Origin of the sequence: Halobellus ruber (genome assembly GCF_014212355.1) — an archaeon.
Lineage (GTDB): Archaea > Halobacteriota > Halobacteria > Halobacteriales > Haloferacaceae > Haloquadratum > Haloquadratum rubrum.
Genome location: NZ_JACKXD010000001.1, coordinates 452,723 through 470,513, shown reverse-complemented (window position 1 = coordinate 470,513; position 17,791 = coordinate 452,723). Strand labels below are relative to the sequence as shown.

At 66.7% G+C, this 17,791-nt stretch carries 14 protein-coding genes; 5 read left to right on the top strand and 9 right to left on the bottom strand.

What is annotated here, in order from left to right:
* Positions 1-5: 5 nt before the first annotated feature.
* Positions 6-200: a DUF7333 family protein gene (locus H5V44_RS02400; RefSeq protein ID WP_185191534.1), complete on the bottom strand. Its 195-nt coding sequence runs from the start codon at positions 198-200 to the stop codon at positions 6-8.
* A gap of 301 nt (positions 201-501) precedes the next feature.
* Here H5V44_RS02400 and H5V44_RS02395 point away from each other — a divergent pair, with 301 nt between their 5' ends.
* From H5V44_RS02395 to H5V44_RS02380, 4 genes are read left to right on the top strand one after another with little or no spacing between them, the layout of a single operon-like run.
* Positions 502-2,571 (top strand): PrkA family serine protein kinase, encoded by a 2,070-nt coding sequence (locus H5V44_RS02395; protein ID WP_185191533.1) that lies wholly within the window; start codon positions 502-504, stop codon positions 2,569-2,571.
* Positions 2,572-2,578: 7 nt separating this feature from the next.
* The gene (locus tag H5V44_RS02390) at positions 2,579-4,873 is read left to right on the top strand and encodes a PrkA family serine protein kinase (RefSeq protein WP_185191532.1); all 2,295 of its coding nucleotides are present in this window, start codon (positions 2,579-2,581) and stop codon (positions 4,871-4,873) included.
* Complete coding sequence (locus H5V44_RS02385; protein WP_185191531.1) at positions 4,864-6,213, top strand: YeaH/YhbH family protein; 1,350 nt, start codon at positions 4,864-4,866, stop codon at positions 6,211-6,213. The genes H5V44_RS02390 and H5V44_RS02385 overlap by 10 nt, the downstream gene beginning before the upstream one ends.
* A 19-nt stretch (positions 6,214-6,232) precedes the next feature.
* Positions 6,233-8,248, top strand: coding sequence for a SpoVR family protein (locus tag H5V44_RS02380; RefSeq protein ID WP_185191530.1), 2,016 nt, complete (start codon positions 6,233-6,235; stop codon positions 8,246-8,248).
* 36 nt (positions 8,249-8,284) lie between these two features.
* Here H5V44_RS02380 and H5V44_RS02375 read toward each other — a convergent pair whose 3' ends face one another.
* On the bottom strand, positions 8,285-8,557 hold the full coding sequence (locus H5V44_RS02375) for a ubiquitin-like small modifier protein 1 (protein ID WP_185191529.1): 273 nt from the start codon (positions 8,555-8,557) through the stop codon (positions 8,285-8,287).
* A 38-nt stretch (positions 8,558-8,595) separates the two neighbouring features.
* Positions 8,596-8,730: a hypothetical protein gene (locus H5V44_RS17745; RefSeq protein WP_281381239.1), complete on the bottom strand. Its 135-nt coding sequence runs from the start codon at positions 8,728-8,730 to the stop codon at positions 8,596-8,598.
* Between the two features lie 251 nt (positions 8,731-8,981).
* Here H5V44_RS17745 and H5V44_RS02370 point away from each other — a divergent pair, with 251 nt between their 5' ends.
* Positions 8,982-9,668, top strand: coding sequence for a metallophosphoesterase (locus H5V44_RS02370; protein ID WP_185191528.1), 687 nt, complete (start codon positions 8,982-8,984; stop codon positions 9,666-9,668).
* Between the two features lie 36 nt (positions 9,669-9,704).
* Here the strand turns inward: H5V44_RS02370 and ppk1 are convergent, their stop codons facing one another.
* The 6 genes from ppk1 to H5V44_RS02340 all read right to left on the bottom strand — a co-directional run bounded on the left by ppk1 (position 9,705) and on the right by H5V44_RS02340 (position 17,649).
* Positions 9,705-12,020, bottom strand: a complete 2,316-nt coding sequence (ppk1, locus tag H5V44_RS02365) for a polyphosphate kinase 1 (protein ID WP_185191527.1) — start codon at positions 12,018-12,020, stop codon at positions 9,705-9,707.
* A gap of 82 nt (positions 12,021-12,102) precedes the next feature.
* On the bottom strand, positions 12,103-12,789 hold the full coding sequence (gene phoU, locus H5V44_RS02360; protein ID WP_185191526.1) for a phosphate signaling complex protein PhoU: 687 nt from the start codon (positions 12,787-12,789) through the stop codon (positions 12,103-12,105).
* A gap of 3 nt (positions 12,790-12,792) precedes the next feature.
* Positions 12,793-13,725: a phosphate ABC transporter ATP-binding protein PstB gene (pstB, locus tag H5V44_RS02355; RefSeq protein WP_185191525.1), complete on the bottom strand. Its 933-nt coding sequence runs from the start codon at positions 13,723-13,725 to the stop codon at positions 12,793-12,795.
* Entirely contained in the window at positions 13,718-15,328 is a 1,611-nt protein-coding gene (gene pstA, locus H5V44_RS02350) for a phosphate ABC transporter permease PstA (RefSeq protein WP_185191524.1), read from the bottom strand. Before pstA ends, pstB begins: the two co-directional genes overlap by 8 nt.
* Positions 15,328-16,452, bottom strand: coding sequence for a phosphate ABC transporter permease subunit PstC (gene pstC / locus H5V44_RS02345; RefSeq protein ID WP_185191523.1), 1,125 nt, complete (start codon positions 16,450-16,452; stop codon positions 15,328-15,330). The genes pstA and pstC overlap by 1 nt, the downstream gene beginning before the upstream one ends.
* A gap of 63 nt (positions 16,453-16,515) precedes the next feature.
* Positions 16,516-17,649: a phosphate ABC transporter substrate-binding protein gene (locus H5V44_RS02340; RefSeq protein ID WP_185191522.1), complete on the bottom strand. Its 1,134-nt coding sequence runs from the start codon at positions 17,647-17,649 to the stop codon at positions 16,516-16,518.
* Positions 17,650-17,791 lie beyond the last annotated feature (142 nt).

Below are 17,791 nucleotides of genomic sequence, written 5' to 3'. Positions count from 1 at the left end.
GGCCGCTACGGCGTTCCGGCCCGGTACTCGCCGTGTTTGACGCCGATCGCGGCACAGATCGCCCCGAACACGAGCATCGACGGGGTCACCATCATCAGTACGACGGTCGTCGGCATAACGCTCGATGCGATCAGAGCAGCCGTCCCGACGGCGACCAACGCGATCAGGACGCCGGCGGTCGCTGGCAGCGTGAAGTCCATACATCCCCCGTACGGCCCGGGAGGACAAATCGGTTGTTGCCGACACCGACGCGCCGGCGATCGGGTGGGGTCGCCTCCCCCGGTACCGCAAGAAGGCTTATGTGTGCTCATCACCCACACACTTCCAGTCTCGGTCAATCGGATCGAGCGACCGTCCGCGCGCATCGTTCGCCGGGCTTCGATGTTCTGTTGGGCCGCGCCGTGTCGTCGCCGTCGTCCCGTGCGCCGCACCCCGTCCGTCACGCTGCGGTGGACGGGTACCCCACCGTCGGTGGGGGGTCGCTCCCCGAGACCCACAACAATGAACGGTGACAGAGCAACCCTCGAATCACTCAGTCGGCAGTACAAGGAGTCGGTGCCCGAAGACCTCCGGGAGGCGAAGTCCTTCGAGTGGTATCTGGACGCGGTGCACGAGGACCCCAGAATCGCCCGGAACGCCCACCAGCGCGTCGCGGACATGTTCGACCACTACGGAACGGACTACGACGAGGACGCCGGCGTGGTCGAGTACCGGATGGCGTCGGAGGACCCGCTCCACGACGGCGAAAACACCTTCTACGGACGGGAGGTCCACGAGTCGATCCACGAGTTCGTGAACAAGGTGAAGTCTGGCGCCCGGGGGCTCGGCCCCGAAAAACGGATCAAACTCCTCTTGGGTCCGGTGGGCTCCGGGAAGTCCCACTTCGATTGGATGGTGCGCCGGTATTTCGAGGACTACACCGCAACCGACGCCGGGCGCATGTACACCTTCCGGTGGACGGGCCTCGGCGACGTCATCCGGGGGCAGGACCCCGAGGACGACGTCGTGGTCTCGCCGATGAACCAGGATCCGCTGGTGTTGCTACCACAAGAGCAGCGCGACGGGGTCATCGAACGGCTCAACGAGCAGTTGGACGCCCCGTACACCATCCGGAACGACCAGACGCTGGACCCCGCCTCGGAGTTCTACCTCGACTCCCTGCTTGCCCACTACGACGACGACCTCCAGGCCGTCCTGGAGAACCACGTCGAGGTGGTACGGCTCGTCGCCTCCGAGAACAAGCGGCAGTGCGTCGAGACCTTCGAGCCGAAGGACAAGAAGAACCAAGACGAGACCGAACTCACCGGCGACGTCAACTACTCGAAGCTGGCGATCTACGGGGAGTCCGATCCCCGCGCGTTCGACTACGCCGGCGCGTTCTGCAACGCCAACCGCGGGCTGTTCTCCGGCGAGGAGCTGTTGAAGCTCCAGCGGGAGTTCCTCTATGACTTCCTGCACGCCTCCCAGGAGCAGACGATCAAGCCCAAGAACAACCCCCGGATCGACATCGACCAGGTGATCGTCGGGCGGACGAACATGCCCGAATACCGGGAGAAGAAGGGCGACGAGAAGATGGAGGCGTTCAACGACCGCACCAAGCGGATCGACTTCCCCTATGTGTTAGAGTACGACGAGGAAGCCGAGATCTACCGGAAGATGCTGCGGAACGCCGACGTCCCCGATATGCACATCGAACCCCACGCCTTGGAGATGGCGGGGCTGTTCGGCGTGCTCACCCGGATCACCGAGCCCGACGGCTCGGTCTCGCTGGTCCAGAAGGCGAAGGCGTATAACGGGGAAATCGACGAGAGCGACGACATCGACACCCGGAAACTCCGGGAGAACGGCGAGGAGTCCGCCGACATCGGCGAGGGGATGGACGGCGTCTCCGCGCGGTTCATCGGCGACGAGATCGCCGAGGCGATCATGGACTCCACGCACCGCGACCGGTCGTACCTCTCGCCGCTGTCGGTGTTCTCGCATTTCGAGGCCAACCTGGAGAACCACGGCGCGATCCCCGAGGACAACCTCGACCGGTACTACCGCTACCTCGAACTCGTCCGCGAGGAGTACAAGCAGCGCGCCATCGAGGACGTGCGGCACGCGCTGGCGTACGACTTAGAGGAGATCCAGCGGCAGGGCGAGAAGTACATGGACCACGTGATGGCGTACATCGACGACGACACCGTCGAGGACGAACTCACCGGCCGCGAACAGGAGCCCGACGAGACGTTCCTCCGGTCGGTCGAGGAGAAGTTGGAGATCCCCGAGGACCGGAAGGACGACTTCCGGCAGGAAGTCTCGAACTGGGTCTCCCGGCGCGCCCGCGACGGCACCTCCTTCGACCCGCAGGACAACGACCGGCTGCGGCGGGCGCTCGAACGGAAGCTCTGGGAGGACAAAAAGCACAACATCAACTTCTCGGCGCTCGTGAGCGCGAACGAACTCGACGACGACGAGCGAAGCGCGTGGATCGACGCCTTAGTCGACCAGGGCTACTCCCCGGAGGGCGCACGGGAGGTGCTCGAGTTTGCGGGCGCCGAGGTCGCAAAAAGCGAGCTCGAAGGGTGATGTGCCGATGACTTCCACCCCGGCACACCCCGCCCGCGAGTACGTCGATGCCGCCGACGAGCACCTCCGCGGCACCTACGAGGAGCCGATGAGCCTCGCGGAGTACGTCGACGCGGCGTTCGAGCGGCCGTCGATCGCGGCCCACGCCTCGAAGTACCTCCTCGATGCCATCGAGTCGAAAGGGACCCGAACGGTACTGGAGGAGGGCGAAACCAGGGAACGGTACCGGTTCTTCGACGACCCCGAGAACGACGGGGAACACGCCGTCCTCGGCAACACCGAGGTCCTGAACCGGTTCGTCGACGACCTCCGGACGATCGCGGCCGAGCGCGGCAAATCCGAGAAGATCCTGTGGTTCGACGGCCCCACGGCCACCGGCAAGTCCGAACTCAAGCGGTGTCTCGTCAACGGCCTGCGGGCGTACTCGAAGACCGACGCGGGGCGGCGCTACACCGTCGAGTGGAACGTCGCCGCCGCCAACGACACCCGGGGGCTGTCCTACGGCGGGGAGACCACCGGGACCGACCGCGAGTCGGACTGGTACGAAAGCCCCGTCCAGTCGCATCCGCTGTCGGTGTTCCCACCGGACGTGCGCGAGGACCTGCTCGACGCGCTCAACGACGGCTCCGACGACCACGTGCCGGTGTCTGTGACCGAGGAGCTCGACCCCTTCTCCCGGGAGGCGTACGACCACCTCGAGGAACTGTACCGCCGGAACGGCACCCACGACCTGTTCTCTGCGGTCACCGATCCCTCCCACCTCAGAGTGAAGAACTACGTCGTCGACGTCGGCCGGGGGATCGGGATCCTCCACTCCGAGGACGACGGTACTCCGAAGGAGCGGCTCGTCGGCTCGTGGATGCCGGGGATGCTGCGGGAACTCGACTCCCGCGGCCGCAAGAACCCCCAGGCGTTCAGCTACGACGGCGTGCTCTCGCAGGGCAACGGCCTGCTTACTATCGTCGAGGACGCCGCCCAGCACGCCGACCTGCTCCAGAAGCTGCTGAACGTCCCCGACGAGGGGCGGGTGAAGCTCGACAAGGGGATCGGGATGGACGTCGACACCCAGTTGCTCATCATCTCGAACCCCGACCTCGACGCCGAACTCGATCAGTACGCCGACCGCAACGGCCGCGACCCGCTGAAGGCGCTGAAGCGCCGGCTCGACAAACACGAGTTCCGGTATCTCACCAACGTCTCCCTGGAAGCGCAGCTGATCCGCCGGGAGCTCACCGACGAGACCGCGGTCTGGGACGTCGAAAGCGAGGAGGAACTCGGCGAACGGGTCCGCGCCCCGCTCGTCGTCGACGTCCGCGGCAGCGACGGGACGGTCCGGACCCGGGAGCTCGCGCCGCACACCGTCGAGGCCGCCGCGATGTACAGCGTCCTCACCAGGCTCGACGGCGAGGACGTGCCCGCCGGCTACGACCTCCTCGACAAGGCGCTTCTGTTCGATTACGGCTACATCCAGGAGGGCGACACCCGGACCACCATCGACGACGTCGGGTTCGACGCCGTCGACGAGGGGCTCCACGGCATCCCGGTGACGTACACTCGCGACATCATCGCGGACCTGTTGCACGCCGAGACCGACCGGTGGCACCCCGACCTCGACGTCGGCGGCGTGGTGCTCCCCGGCGACGTGCTCGACGCGATGGCCGAGGGGCTGACCGACGCGCCGGTGTTCTCCCGCTCGGAACGGGCGGAGTACGAGGACCGGGTGACGCTCGCAAAGGAACACGTCCTCGACAGACAGGAGGCCGACGTGTTGGCGGCGCTGCTCGCAGAGCGGTCGGTCGAACGCGAGACCGTCGCCGAGTACGTCGAACACGTCTACGCGTGGGACTTCGACGAGCAGGTCGAGACCGAACGGGGGCCGGTCGACCCCGATCCGCTGTTGATGAAGCTGTTCGAGACCGAACAGCTCGGGCGGTTCGACGAGACGGACTACCTGGAGAACCAGCCCACCGAGGCGGTCAAGACGTTCCGGCGGGAGAAGGTCATCACCGCGCTGAACCGCTACGCGTGGCGCAACCGCGACGAGGGGTTCACCGTCGACGACGTCGACCTCTCGGCGATCCCGGTGATCCGGTCGGTGCTGGACACCCACGACTGGGACGACGTCCGGCGGCTCTACGAGGACTTCGACCCCGCACAGTGGGACGACCCGCCGGAGAACACCGAAACCGAGCGGCTGAAGGAACAGACCATCGACGAGCTCGTCGATCGGGGGTACACCCCCGCCTCGGCGGAGCTCACCAGCCGAACGGTGATGCGGGAGGTGCGCCACCGATGGGACTGAGAGAGGACCTCGAACGGTTCCGGGAGATCGGCGAGGAGCGCCGCCAGGACCTCCAGGACTTCATCCGGTACGGCGACCTCAGCGGCTCCGACTCCGATCGGGTCGAGATCCCGATCAAGGTGGTCGACCTGCCGGAGTTCACCTACGACCGCCTCGACCGCGGCGGGGTCGGGCAGGGCCAGGGCGACACCCCCGACGTGGGCCAGCCCATCGGCGAGCCCGAACCCGGCGACGGCGACGACGGTGACGACGGCGACGAGGAGGGCGAGCCCGGCGAGGAGGGCGGCGAGCACGGCCACTACGAGATGGACCCCGAGGAGTTCGCCGAGGAACTCGACGAGGCGCTGGGGTTAGATCTCGAACCGAAGGGCAAGGAGGTCGTCGAGGAGATCGAGGGCGACTTCACCGACGTCACCCGCACCGGGCCCAACTCCACGTTGGACTTCGAGCGGCTGTTCAAACAGGGGCTCAAGCGGAAGCTCGCCACCGACTTCGACGAGAGGTTCGTCCGCGAGGCGATGCGGGTCGACGGCGAGACACCGCAGTCGGTCTACCGGTGGTGTCGCGAGAAGCGGATCCTCGTGTCGCTGTCGTGGATCGAGTCCGAGTGGGACGAGATCCCCGACGACGAGCGCGGCCGGTGGGACTCGTTCGCGGAGATGGAGGAGAGCGTCGACCGCGACAACGCGGCCCAGCGGATCAGGCGGGAGGGGATCGAGCAGATCCCGTTCCGACGGGACGACGAGCGGTACCGCCACCCCGAGATCGAGGAGAAAAAGCGGAAGAACGTGGTCGTGGTCAACATCCGCGACGTGTCGGGGTCGATGCGGGAGACGAAACGCGAACTCGTCGAGCGGACGTTCACGCCACTGGATTGGTATCTCCAGGGGAAGTACGACAACGCGGAGTTCGTCTACATCGCCCACGACGCCGACGCCTGGGAGGTCGACCGCGAGGAGTTCTTCGGCATCCGCTCGGGCGGCGGCACCCGGATCTCCAGCGCCTACGAACTCGCCCAGGAGATCCTCGAGGAGGCGTATCCCTGGTCGGAGTGGAACCGCTATGTCTTCGCCGCGGGCGACTCCGAGAACTCCTCGAACGACACCACGGAGAACGTGATCCCCCTAATGAGAGGGATCGACGCCAACCGTCACGCCTACGTCGAGACCCAACCCGGCGGCACCGCGATCAACGCCACGCACGCCGAGGAGGTCGAGCGTGCCTTCAACGACACCGACGACGTCGTCGTCGCGTCGGTCGGCGCGCCCGAGGACGTGACCGACGCCATCTACGAGATCCTCCGGTCGCGGTCGACGGCGACGCCCGCGGGAGGATCCTAACCATCGCATACCACAGACTATGACCAACAGACTACGACGTTTCAGGCGCGCGGCACGAACCGAGGCCGACCGGCTGGAGGAGCCGGTGACTGAGGCCGCCGCGCTCGCCCGGAAGCTCGGACTCGACCCGTACCCGGTGAACTACTGGGTGGTCGATCACGACGAGATGAACCAGCTCATCGCCTACGGCGGGTTCCAGCGCCGCTACCCCCACTGGCGGTGGGGAATGGCCTACGACCGCCAGCAGAAGCAAGACCAGTTCGGAATGGGGAAGGCCTTCGAGATCGTCAACAACGACGACCCGAGCCACGCGTTCCTCCAGGAGTCGAACACGCTGGCCGACCAGAAGGCGGTCATCACCCACGTCGAGGCCCACGCCGACTTCTTCCGGAACAACGAGTGGTTCAGCCGCTTTGCGGGCGACGGCGAGTTGGACGCCGCCGCGATGTTGGAACGCCACGCCGAGACCATCCAGCGGTACATCGACGACGCCGACATCGACCGCGAGGACGTCGAACGGTTCGTCGACGCCGTCACGTGTCTGGAGGACACGATCGACCAGCACCGGCCGCTCTCCGACGATCCCGACACCGAACGGGCCGAGCCGGAGGACCTCCGGGACCGACTCGACGGGATGGACCTCTCGGCGGACGTGCAAAGCGAGGTCTTCGACGACGAGTGGCTCGACGAACTCGCGGAGGCGGAGGCGGCCGCAGCCGATCTCGACCGCCCGCGGACCGACGTCTTGGGGTTCCTCCAGGAGCACGGGATGGTCTACGACGAGGAGGCCGGCGAGGCCGTCGAGATGGAATCCTGGCAGCAGGACGTCCTCGACTTGCTCCGACGGGAGGCGTACTACTTCGCCCCACAGAAGATGACCAAGACGATGAACGAGGGGTGGGCGGCCTACTGGGAGTCGCTGATGATGGGCGAGGAGCGCTTCGCGGGCACCGACGAGTTCCTCACCTACGCCGACCACCAGGCGCGGGTGCTCGGGTCGCCCGGGATGAACCCCTACAAGCTCGGGAAGGAGCTGTGGGAGTACGTCGAAAACACCGAGAACCGCCGGGAGGTGGCGGACAAGCTCCTCCGCGTCGAGGGGATCACCTGGCGGAACTTCCACGACGCCGTCGACTTCGAGCGGGTCCAGTCGCTGCTCGAACCCGCACCCGAGATCGATACGGTCCGGAGCGACACCCTGGAGGAACTCGCCGCGCTGCCCGAGGGCGACCCGCGGGTCGACTGGGAGACGCTCGACCGGGTGCTGTCGGACCCGGCGGCCGTCGACGTCGACCGCTATCCCTGGAAGGTGCTGACCTACGAGGGGCTGGCCGAGCGGCATTTCTCCCTGGTGAAACCCCAGAACCGTGGGTTCCTCCGGGCGATCCAGCGGTCGGAACTCGAAGGGCTCTCCAGGTATATGTTCGACGACGACAAGTACGCGGACGTCGAGGCCGCGATCGCCGACGTCGACCGCGCGGCCGGCTGGGATCGGATGCGCGAGGTCCGGGAGAGTCACAACGACGTGACGTTCGTCGACGCGTTCCTCTCCCGGGAGTTCGTGACGGACAACGACTACTTCACCTACGAGTACACCCGGTCGACCGGCGACTTCCGCGTGGCGTCGGTCGACCCCGACGACGTGAAAAAGAAGCTGCTGTTGCAGTTCACCAACTTCGGGAAGCCCACGATCGCGGTGTTCGACGGCAACTTCGAGAACCGGGGCGAACTCCTCCTCGGCCACCGCTACAACGGGGTGATGCTCGACATCGACGAGGCTCGCGACGTCTTAGAGCGGGTTCACGAGCTGTGGGGCCGCCCGGTGAACCTGATGACGATCCGGAAGGAGTACGACGACCACGACGTCGAGGTGGCGCGGCGCCGCAACCGCGAACCCGAGCCGACCGAGCGCGGCGTCCGGATCCGGTACGACGGCGACTCCTTCTCGGAGTTCGACCTCGATTCCGACTTGGAGGAGCGGATCCAGGCGACGGACGTGGACTACGACACGAAGCCCGACGAGTGGCTGTCGTAGCCGGCGGATCGTCCCGCGGCCGCTGACGGCCGGCCGTTATCGGCCGCCGGTCACGGGCGGGAACATCGCGAGTTCGTCGCCGTCCTCGATCGGCTCCGTCGGGGCGGTCGGCGAGCCGTTCCGCATCAGATTGACGTCGTCAGCGAGGGCGTCGCCGTCGAATACGCGCCCTCTGAGCCCCGTCGATTCCGCGAGCAGCGCGTCGATCGCGTCGCCGACGGTGCCGTCGGCCTCGACGGAGACGGTGTGTTCCCGTCCCTCCGCGACCTCGGCGAGATCAGCGAACAGCCGCCAGGTGACCGTCTTCATGTTCAACGGTCGCACACCGGCGGAGTTGATACTGTCGGTTACGGGCGTCGCGGGAGTCGACGCCCGGGGATGGAGATCCCGGTGAAGTATTTGAACGCGATCAGCGCGGGCACCAACCCGGTGAGGACGCCCAGGGAGATCCCGTAGAGGATCTCGACGGGGAGTGCAGCCATCGGCGTGCCGTCTCGGGGCGCCGCTTACCGTTGTCCCTGTGGGACGGCCCGTGGTCGTTTCCGCCGGACGTTGATCGGTGGGGACCGCAGCAGTCGTTCCGTCCCCGCCGGAGGCAGCGCCACTCGGGCCGTGGGTCGTCTCCCGAGGGATATATATCCGTACCGTCCGGTATTAGCAAGCCATTAATCCGGCAGGAGGCATAGACCTGATGAGAGCGCGGACGGCTGGCGGCGTCCGTACGACACGCAAGATGGTTCCGAAACCCGAATTCAGCGCGGCAGTAGAGCAGGCTCATACCCGGATCGACAGCACGGCGTACGACGACATCTACATCGTCGGCGACGTACACGGGAGCCGGACCGCCCTGGAGTCGCTGCTCTCGACGCTCGAACTCGGCGCCGCCGACCTCGTTATCCTCGTCGGGGACCTCGTCCGTAAGGGCCCCGACAGCCCTGGCGTGATCGATCTGGTTCGTGACGACGACCGGCTGGTGAGCGTCCGCGGGAACAACGAGGCGAAGATCCTCCGGGGAGAGAAGGAACCGGGGTGGCTCCGTGACGGCGACACGGCGTATCTCGCGTCGTTACCGGTGGTCGTGTCCTTCGACGACGCCGTCGTCGTTCACGGCGGGATCGATCCCACCCGTACGCTGTCGGATCACACTGTCGAGGAGCTCCTGACGATGCGCTCGCCGCTGGGATCGGGGTACGACGGCCCGTTCTGGTACGAGGATTACAGCGGACCGTACCGCGTTTTCTTCGGCCACACCGTCCACGAGCGTCCCGTCGACCGCGAGTACGCTGTCGGCCTCGATACGGGATGCGTGTACGGCGGCCAGCTTACGGCCTACGACTACCGCCGCGGGCGGTTCGTCACGACAGACCCGACGGCGACACATCAGGACCGGAGCGACGACAAGATCGCGGCGGTACAGTAGTCGGTGGCAGGGTTCCGTACGGGATGTCGGGTCGACCTACGCGTCCGTCGCGTCTGTGTCGTCTGCCCCGTCCGTCCCGCTCGGTCCCTCGACACCCTCATCGGGAGCCGGATCGGCGTCGGTCGGGTCAGTGGCGTCGCCCGAATCGGCGTCAGGACTGGTATCAGAGGAACCTGCCGCGTCCGTGGCTGGCCCCGCCCGTGCCTCTGTTGGTTCGATCAGGAGCTCCTCGTCGATCTGATCGGCGTCGACGACCATCCCCGGGCCGTACCCCCGGTCGAGCGCGGCGTCGGCCGCCCGCATCAGGATCTCCTGGACGTCCCGGACCGGCTCCTCGCCCGGCGTGACCTGCTCGTAGCTCCCGTCGGACTGCATCTCCCACCGCCGCCGGTTGTCCGACAGCGACGCTTCGAGCACGAACCGGAGCTGTTCTCTGAGCTCCACGGTTTCGACGGGCGTGACTGCCTCGACCCGGTTGTCGAGGTTGCGCGTCATCCAGTCGGCCGAGCCGAGGAGCCACTCGGGGTCGCCGGCGTTCTCGAAGTAGAAGATCCGAGCGTGTTCGAGGAACCGGCCCACGATCGAGTGGACCCGGACCGTCTCGCTCAGTCCCTCGATCCCGGGGCGGAGCCGGCAGATGTCCCGGACGATCAGATCGATCTCGACGCCCGCCATCGACGCCCGGTACAGCTCCTCGACCATCTTCGGGTCCTCGAGCCCGTTGACCTTCACCACGATCCGGGCCCGCCGGCCGTTGCGGGCGTGCTCGGCCTCGCGTCGCACCATCCGGGTGAACCGCTCGCGCATCGTGACCGGGGCGATCAGCAGCTTCCGGAACCGGTCGTCGAGCGTCGGCCCGGTGAAGAAGTTGAACACCTTGGTGAGATCCTGGCCGATGTCGCGGTCGGCGGTCAAAAGCCCCAGGTCTGCGTACCCCTTCGCGGTCTCGGAGTGGTAGTTGCCGGTCCCGACGTGGGAGTACAGTTCCACGCCGTTTTCCTCCTGGCGGACGACCAGGGCGGTCTTGGTGTGGGTCTTCAATCCGACGGTGCCGTAGGCGACGTGGATCCCCTCCTCTTCGAGTTGGCGGACCCACTCCAGGTTGTTCCGCTCGTCGAACCGGGCTTTGAGTTCGACCATCACCGCCACCTGCTTGCCGGCGTCGGCGGCGTCGATGAGGCTCCCGATCACCTTCGAGTCGCTGGCGGTCCGGTAGATCGCCGCCTTCACCGCGAGCACGTCGGGATCGTTCGCGGCCGCGTCGAGGAACCGCTGGACGGTCCCCTCGAAGGAGTGATACGGATGGTGCGCCAGGATGTCCCCCTCGCGGATCTCGTCGAAGATGTCCGTCCCGTTGGCGTCGCCCGCGGAGGGTTTCAGCCGCGGGTGTGGGCGCGGGGTCCACGGCCGAAGCTTCAGCTCCGGCCGGTCGAGGTCGACCAGCGCGAAGAAGTCCTCGAAGTCGATCGGCCCCTCCCGGTAGAAGACCTCGCGGTCGTCCACGTCGAGGTGTTCCTTCAGGATCGACACCGACCGCTCCGGCATATCCGCATCGACTTCGAGCCGGACGACCGTGGCGAACCGGCGCTGTTCGAGCACCTCCTCCACCATCTCGATGAGGTCCTCGGCGACCTCCTGGTTCCGGCGGACCTCGGCGTTCCGGGTCACCCTGAACTTCGAGACGTCGACGATGTCGATGTCCGGGAGGAGCATATCGAGGTTGGCCTCGATCAGGTCCTCCAGCAGGACGTACTCCTCGGTCCGGCCGGGTACCCCGACCAGCCGCGGCTGGTTCGGCGGGATCTTGATTCGAGTGAACGTGGGCTCGCCGCTGCCGTCCTCCGAGAGTACCGCCAGCGACAGCGAGAGGTTCGAGATGAACGGAAACGGGTGTGCGGGGTCGAACGCCAGCGGCGTGAGCGTCGGTAACACCGACTCCTCGAACTGCTCCCGGAGTCGCAAGCGGACGTCCTCCGGCAGGTCCTCGGGGTTCTGGATCCGGATTCCCGCTTCCGCGAGCGTCGGCCTCAGCGTCGTCTCCCAGTACTCCGATTGCTTCCGGAACAGCGGTCGCACGGCGTCGAGCACCTCGCGCCACTGCTCTTTGGGGGTCCGACCGTCCGGCGTCCGGTCGGTGATCCCCGCGTCGATCTGCTGTTTCAGCCCGCCCACGCGTTTCATGAAGAACTCGTCGGTGTTCTTGGTGAAGTACGCGAGAAACCGCAGCCGCTCCAGGGGTGGATTGCGGTCGTCCATCCCCTCGTGGAGCACCCGCTCTTGGAGGGCAAGCTCCGAGAGCTCGCGGTTGAGGTAGTACTCGGAGTCCGTTGGGTCGGGATCGGAGTCGGTCATACGCGCGTCCCCACTCGGTTCGGTGTCGTCGAGTCCGTCGCAGTCATACCTAACTGTGACGGGCGGGGGCCAAGCGGCTGCATCAGTAGATCAGCTCCGGGTCGCTGTCGACCGCATAGAGGGTTCTGGCGGCGATGTTGACGCCGTGGTCGGCGATCCGTTCGAGATCCCGGACCGTGAGGAGAACGCGGGAGACATCGTTGAGGACCGCCTCGACGTCCCAGGCGCCGCCGTCGTCGCCGTCGGCCGACCGCTCCCGGATGAGTTCCCGGACCACCCGCTGGCCCGCGGTGTGACACAGCGTGTCGATCTCGTCGTCGCGGGTGGCGATCTCCCGGCACGCCGCGGCGTCGCTCTCGACGTACGCGTCGATTGCGTCGGCGACGAGGTCGGATGCGCGCCGTCCGATGTGTGTCAGATCCATATCCGGGAGGTACCGGTCGTCGGCATCGCGGACGTAGCCCGCCAGGTTCGCGGCTAGGTCGCCGACGCGTTCGAGATCGGTGAGGATCTTGAACGACGCCGCAACGAACCGGAGGTCGCTCGCGACCGGCTGCTGGAGCGCGAAGAGATCGATGCACGCGGATTCGAGTTCGAGATACAGCTGATTGACGTCGTCATCACCGCCGGCCACCGCCGCGGCGGCGTCGGCGTCGCCGGAATCGAGCGCCGCGAGCGCCTGGTCAAGCCGGTCTACCACCAGCTCGCCCATCTCCGCGACGTCGGAACGCAGCGCGTTGAGGGACGCCTGGAAGTCACGCCGCGTCATCCGCTACCCGAACTTCCCGGTGATGTAATCCTCGACCCGCTCGCTCCGTGGGTTCTCGAACACCTGGTCGGTGTCGCCGTACTCCACGAGTTCGCCGCCGGTGAGGAACACGGCCGTCTGGTCGGAGATCCGTGCGGCCTGCTGCATATTGTGGGTGACGATGACGACCGTGTACTCCTGGCTGAGGTCGTCGATGAGATCCTCGATCTTCGCGGTCGCGATCGGATCCAGCGCCGACGCCGGCTCGTCCATCAGGATGACCTCCGGGTCGACGGAGAGACACCGGGCAATGCAGAGCCGCTGTTGTTGGCCGCCCGAAAGCCCGAGGGCGTTGTCGTCGAGCCGGTCGTGGACCTCGTCCCACAGCGCCGCGTCGCGGAGACACCGCTCGACCAGTTCCTCGCGGGCCTCCTCGTCGCTGCGACCGAGCAGCCGGGCTAAGAGTCCGGTGTTGATGTCGCCGTGCTTCTCCGGGCCGTAGGCGACGTTCTCGCGGATCGACTTCGGGAACGGGTTCGGCGACTGGAACACCATCCCGACCCGCTTGCGGAGCTCCACGAGGTTGACGCCGTCCTGGTAGATCTCCTCGCCGTCGAGCGTCACCGACCCGTCGATCCGGGCGCTGCTCACCCGGTCGTTCATCCGGTTGAGACACCGGAGGAACGTCGATTTGCCGCAGCCCGACGGCCCGATCAGTGCGGTCACGCTCTTCTCGGGGATCTCCATCGAGACGCCGTCGAGCGCGTGGTCGTCCCCGTAGTAGACGTCGAGATCCTCGACGCCGAGCTTCGTCGGGCCCGCGAAGGAGTACTCGCGCCACTCCTCGCGAACCAGTTCGTCGGTCTCGCCGGTCGTCGTCTCCACGGCGTCTGCGGTTTCGGTTGTTGTCTCCACGGTGTCTTCTGTCTCACTCGACATTTGTGTGGTCTCACTCATAGTTGAGTCGCCTCCGGAAATAGTACCGTGCTCCGATCCCGATCGCGTAGAACGACAGCACGACCAGGAGCAGCACGAACGCGGTCGCCCACTGGAACTGCTCCGGCGAACTGACGGTGTCGCCCAGCCCGACGCCCGCAGTGATCAGGGCGTACAGTTGGAACGGCAGCGCGGTCGTCGCCTGGAGGAGTTCGGGGTTGGCGACGAACGGCGGGCTCGAAACGAACTCGAAGCCGCCGATGACGTCCGCGGTCTGTCCGCCGGGGACGAACGTACCGCCGGTCATCGTCAGCAGGATCGGGGCCGTCTCGCCGGCGATCCGGCCGACGCCGAGGATGACGCCGGTCACGACGCCGGGCAGCGCGGCCGGGACCACCACGCTCCGGATGGTCTGCCACTTCGAGACCCCCAGCGCCGCACTCGCGTCGCGGTACTCGTCGGGGACAGCCAACATCGCCTCGCGGCTCGTGATCAACACCAGCGGGAGTAACATAAACCCGAGCGTCAGCATCCCGGAGATCAGCGACTTGTTGCCGCCGAACCGCGGCACCAGGAAGGCGAACCCGAACAGCCCGAACACGATGCTCGGCGTGCTCCACAGTCCGTTCGTCGCCACCTCGACGACCTGCGTGAACCGGCCGCGTTCGGCGTACTCGGTGAGGAAGATCGCCGCGCCGACGCCCAGCGGGACCGCGAACAGCACCGCGCCGATCACCAGCCAGATCGTCCCCGCGATCGCGGGCAGGACGCCCTGGAAGTCGTTGAGTAGCGCCACGCCGTTCATCACGAACGGGAGCGAAACGGGAAGCGACACGCCGAAGACCGCCGGGCCGACCCCGGGACCGACCTCGGCGCCGGTGAACAGCCCCGGCAGCCCTTTGAACGTGGTAAACGCCAACAGCAGGAACAGCACGCCGACGATCGAGCCGGCGTTCAGGTAGATCAGCAGGTACGCCCCCATCCGCCGGCCGCGGGCGCCGAAGCCGCCGTAGGCCTTCGCCGCCGCCCACCCGGTGAGGAGCGCACAGAACAGCGTTCCGACGGGGATCACGAACTCCGCGGTCAGCGACGCCTGCTGCTCGAAGTTCAGGTTCCAGACCCAGGCGGGGCCGATGGCGCCGGTGAGGTAGGCCGCGCCGGTCAGGAGGCTGACTGCGCCAGCGGGGACTGTCGAGCCGATGTCCTCGCGCGGAACGGCCGTGATGGCGAAGGCCGCGCCGCCGACGAGGAGGGCCGCGACGGCCGAGCCGATACCGCCGAGTCCGAGCACCTGGGCCGCAACGGACCCGCCGATCACGACCCAGACGACCGAGAATGCCGCCGCCGCGACGAGGCCGGCGCTCTCGCTTGGCTGCGTTTCGACGATGCCCAGATACGAGCCGACGCCGAAAACGACCACGGCACCGCCGAGGAGGAGCAACACGCCGCCGAGCAGCGCCACGACCGGGACGCCGCCGATCGGGTCGCTGATCGTGACGACCTCGAAGAGGGCCGTAAGCGCGAGCACAAAGAGCAGCGCCGCGAGCCCGACAGCGACCGCCGCGACCGCGTTCGCCCGGGAGGTATCGCGGCTGACGAGCCGGGTCTCGGCTGCACCCGCCATCAGTTCTCACCCCCGAGCTTGCGGCGCATCCGCCACTCGATGTACTGCGATCCGATCGAGATGACGAGGACGGTGATGAAGAGGATCACGCCCGCCGCGAACAGCGCGTCCATCTGGAGCCCGTCGGCCTCGCCGTAGTTGTTCGCGATGAGCGAGGTGAGAGTCGCTTGGCCGTAGAAGGCGTTGTACAGCGGCTTGGTCAGCTGCGGAACCCCGCGGAGCATCACCGTCGCTGCCATCGTCTCGCCGATCGCGCGGCCGACACCCAGCAGAACCGCGGCGGAGACCCCCGAGAACGCCGCCGGGATCGTGATCGACGTCATCGTCTGCCAGTCTGTGGTCCCCATCGCCAGCGACCCGCTTTTCATCGACTCCGGAACGCTACTCAGCGCGTCCTCGGCGACCGAAACGACCGTCGGCAGCGCCATCAGCCCGACGATGATCCCGACGAACAGGTACGAGCCCTGGCCCGTCGTCCGGAACTGGTCGGCCGCCCACGGGCCAAGGATCGTGAACCCGATGAAGCCGTAGACGATCGACGGAATCCCGGCGAGGATCTCCACGCCCGGTTTGACGATCTCACGGACCGTCGAGGGCGCGATCTCCGAGAGGAACAGCGCCGCCGACACCCCGAGCGGCGCCGCGACTGCGGTCGCGATGGTCGTCACCATCACCGTGCCGTGGATCATCGGCACCATCGAGTACCGGATGGGCGGCGACACCGCGTCCCAGTTCGGCTGGATGAACATCCGGAGCCCCGGGACGGTCACGCCGAAGACGGTGGCGCTCTCGTAGACGAACACCGGGATCGCCTCCACGAAGATGAACAGCGTGATCAAAAGCAGAATGAGGATCGTCGAGACCGTCATCGAGAGGGTCAGCATCCGCGCGGTCAGCCCTTGGTAGCTCAGCCACCCGTACCCGGCCGCGACGATGAACACGGCGAAGGGGACGACCGTGAGCGGCGAGACGAGCAGGAAGCCGACGAGCGCCGACACCAGCGCGACCGTCATCACGCCGACCGTCGCCACCGCAGCGGACTCCTGATCGCTGACGAAGCCCGACAGTCGCCGCCACCGTCGCGTGAGCGCGTTGCGCGCGGCGAGCATCCGTGTGCCGATCATCGTGTGCGTGTCTCCGTGTTTGGTGTATGTATCAACAAAGTGAATACGAGCCCGGGAGTGGAGTTACGCCTGGTCCGGCAGCTTCCCCGATTCGGCCTCGATGTCCTTCGTTGGCAGCGGAATGTAGTTGTTCTGCTCAACGAACACCTGCTGGCCGAACGTGGTCAGGAACATGTTCAGGAATGCGCCTTCACGCATATCGGTCCCGCTCGGGGTGTCCTCCGTGATCAGCGTGTACATGTGGAGGTCGCGGTTGAGCGGGTAGGCGCTGTCGAAGATGGTGTTCTCGGCGTCCTTGTCGGGTTCGTAAACCGTGCCGTCGAAGTCGATCGCGATCGGCTGGACGGTGTCACTCGTGAACGCCAGCGCCATATACGCGATCGCGCCGTCGTTGTTCGAGACGGCCTCGGCGACCTGCTGGTTCTGGCCGAACCGCGAGTCGACGCCCGACATCGACGCCTCGGCGTCGCCCAGCATGTTCAGCCGGAAGGCGGTGTCCGTCCCGGACCCCTCGGCGCGGCCGATGACGAAGATCTCCTGGTCGGGACCGCCGACCTCCGACCAGTTTGTGATCTCGTCCTGGTAGATCGCCCGGATCTGCTCGCCGGTGAGCTGTGTGACGCCGGCGTCGTAGATGTCGCTGCTCACGACGACCGGCTGGCCGTCGCGGCCGACGACGTGGTCGACGTACTGCTCCGACGCCTCCTCCTCGCTGATTCCGAGTTCCGCAGTGATCGGCCCCGAGGAGTTGCCGATGTCGACGAGCCCGTCACGAACCGCCTTACACCCGGTCCCGGAGTGGCTCAGGCTCACGGTCGTCGGGTACGGGGGATCCGAGCGCTGGTTCGTGGGCTCGAACCCGTACAGCCCCGCGAAGTAGTCCGCGAGGTTCTGGTCGGTGTCGAGTTCGTCCCAGCCCGGGACGGTGCTCTCGTCGTTCGAGCCCCAGTACTCGCCGTCGCTCGGCGGCGCGTTCGCGTTCCAGTAGGAACTCCCCTTGTTCGAGATGGGGTAGACCGTCGAGGACCCCTCCGCTGTGAGGAGACTCGAACTGCTCCCACCGGAGTCGTCGCCACCCGAACTGTCCCCGCCGTCCCCCGACGAACAGCCCGCCAGTCCGGCGGCGCCGATCGCTCCCGACGTGACGAGGAACTTCCGCCGTGTTACGCGCGTTCCGTCCGCGTTAGCCTCAGACATCACCTGCGGATACCCCGGAATCGATTAAATCGGTTTATATTACCCCTATCGTCTGCTCCGGCGTCCCGCATAGCGGTCCCGAGTTGTTCGGTGGGTACCGGGGACCCACATAGTGCTATATACCGCTCGGGATGACACTCGT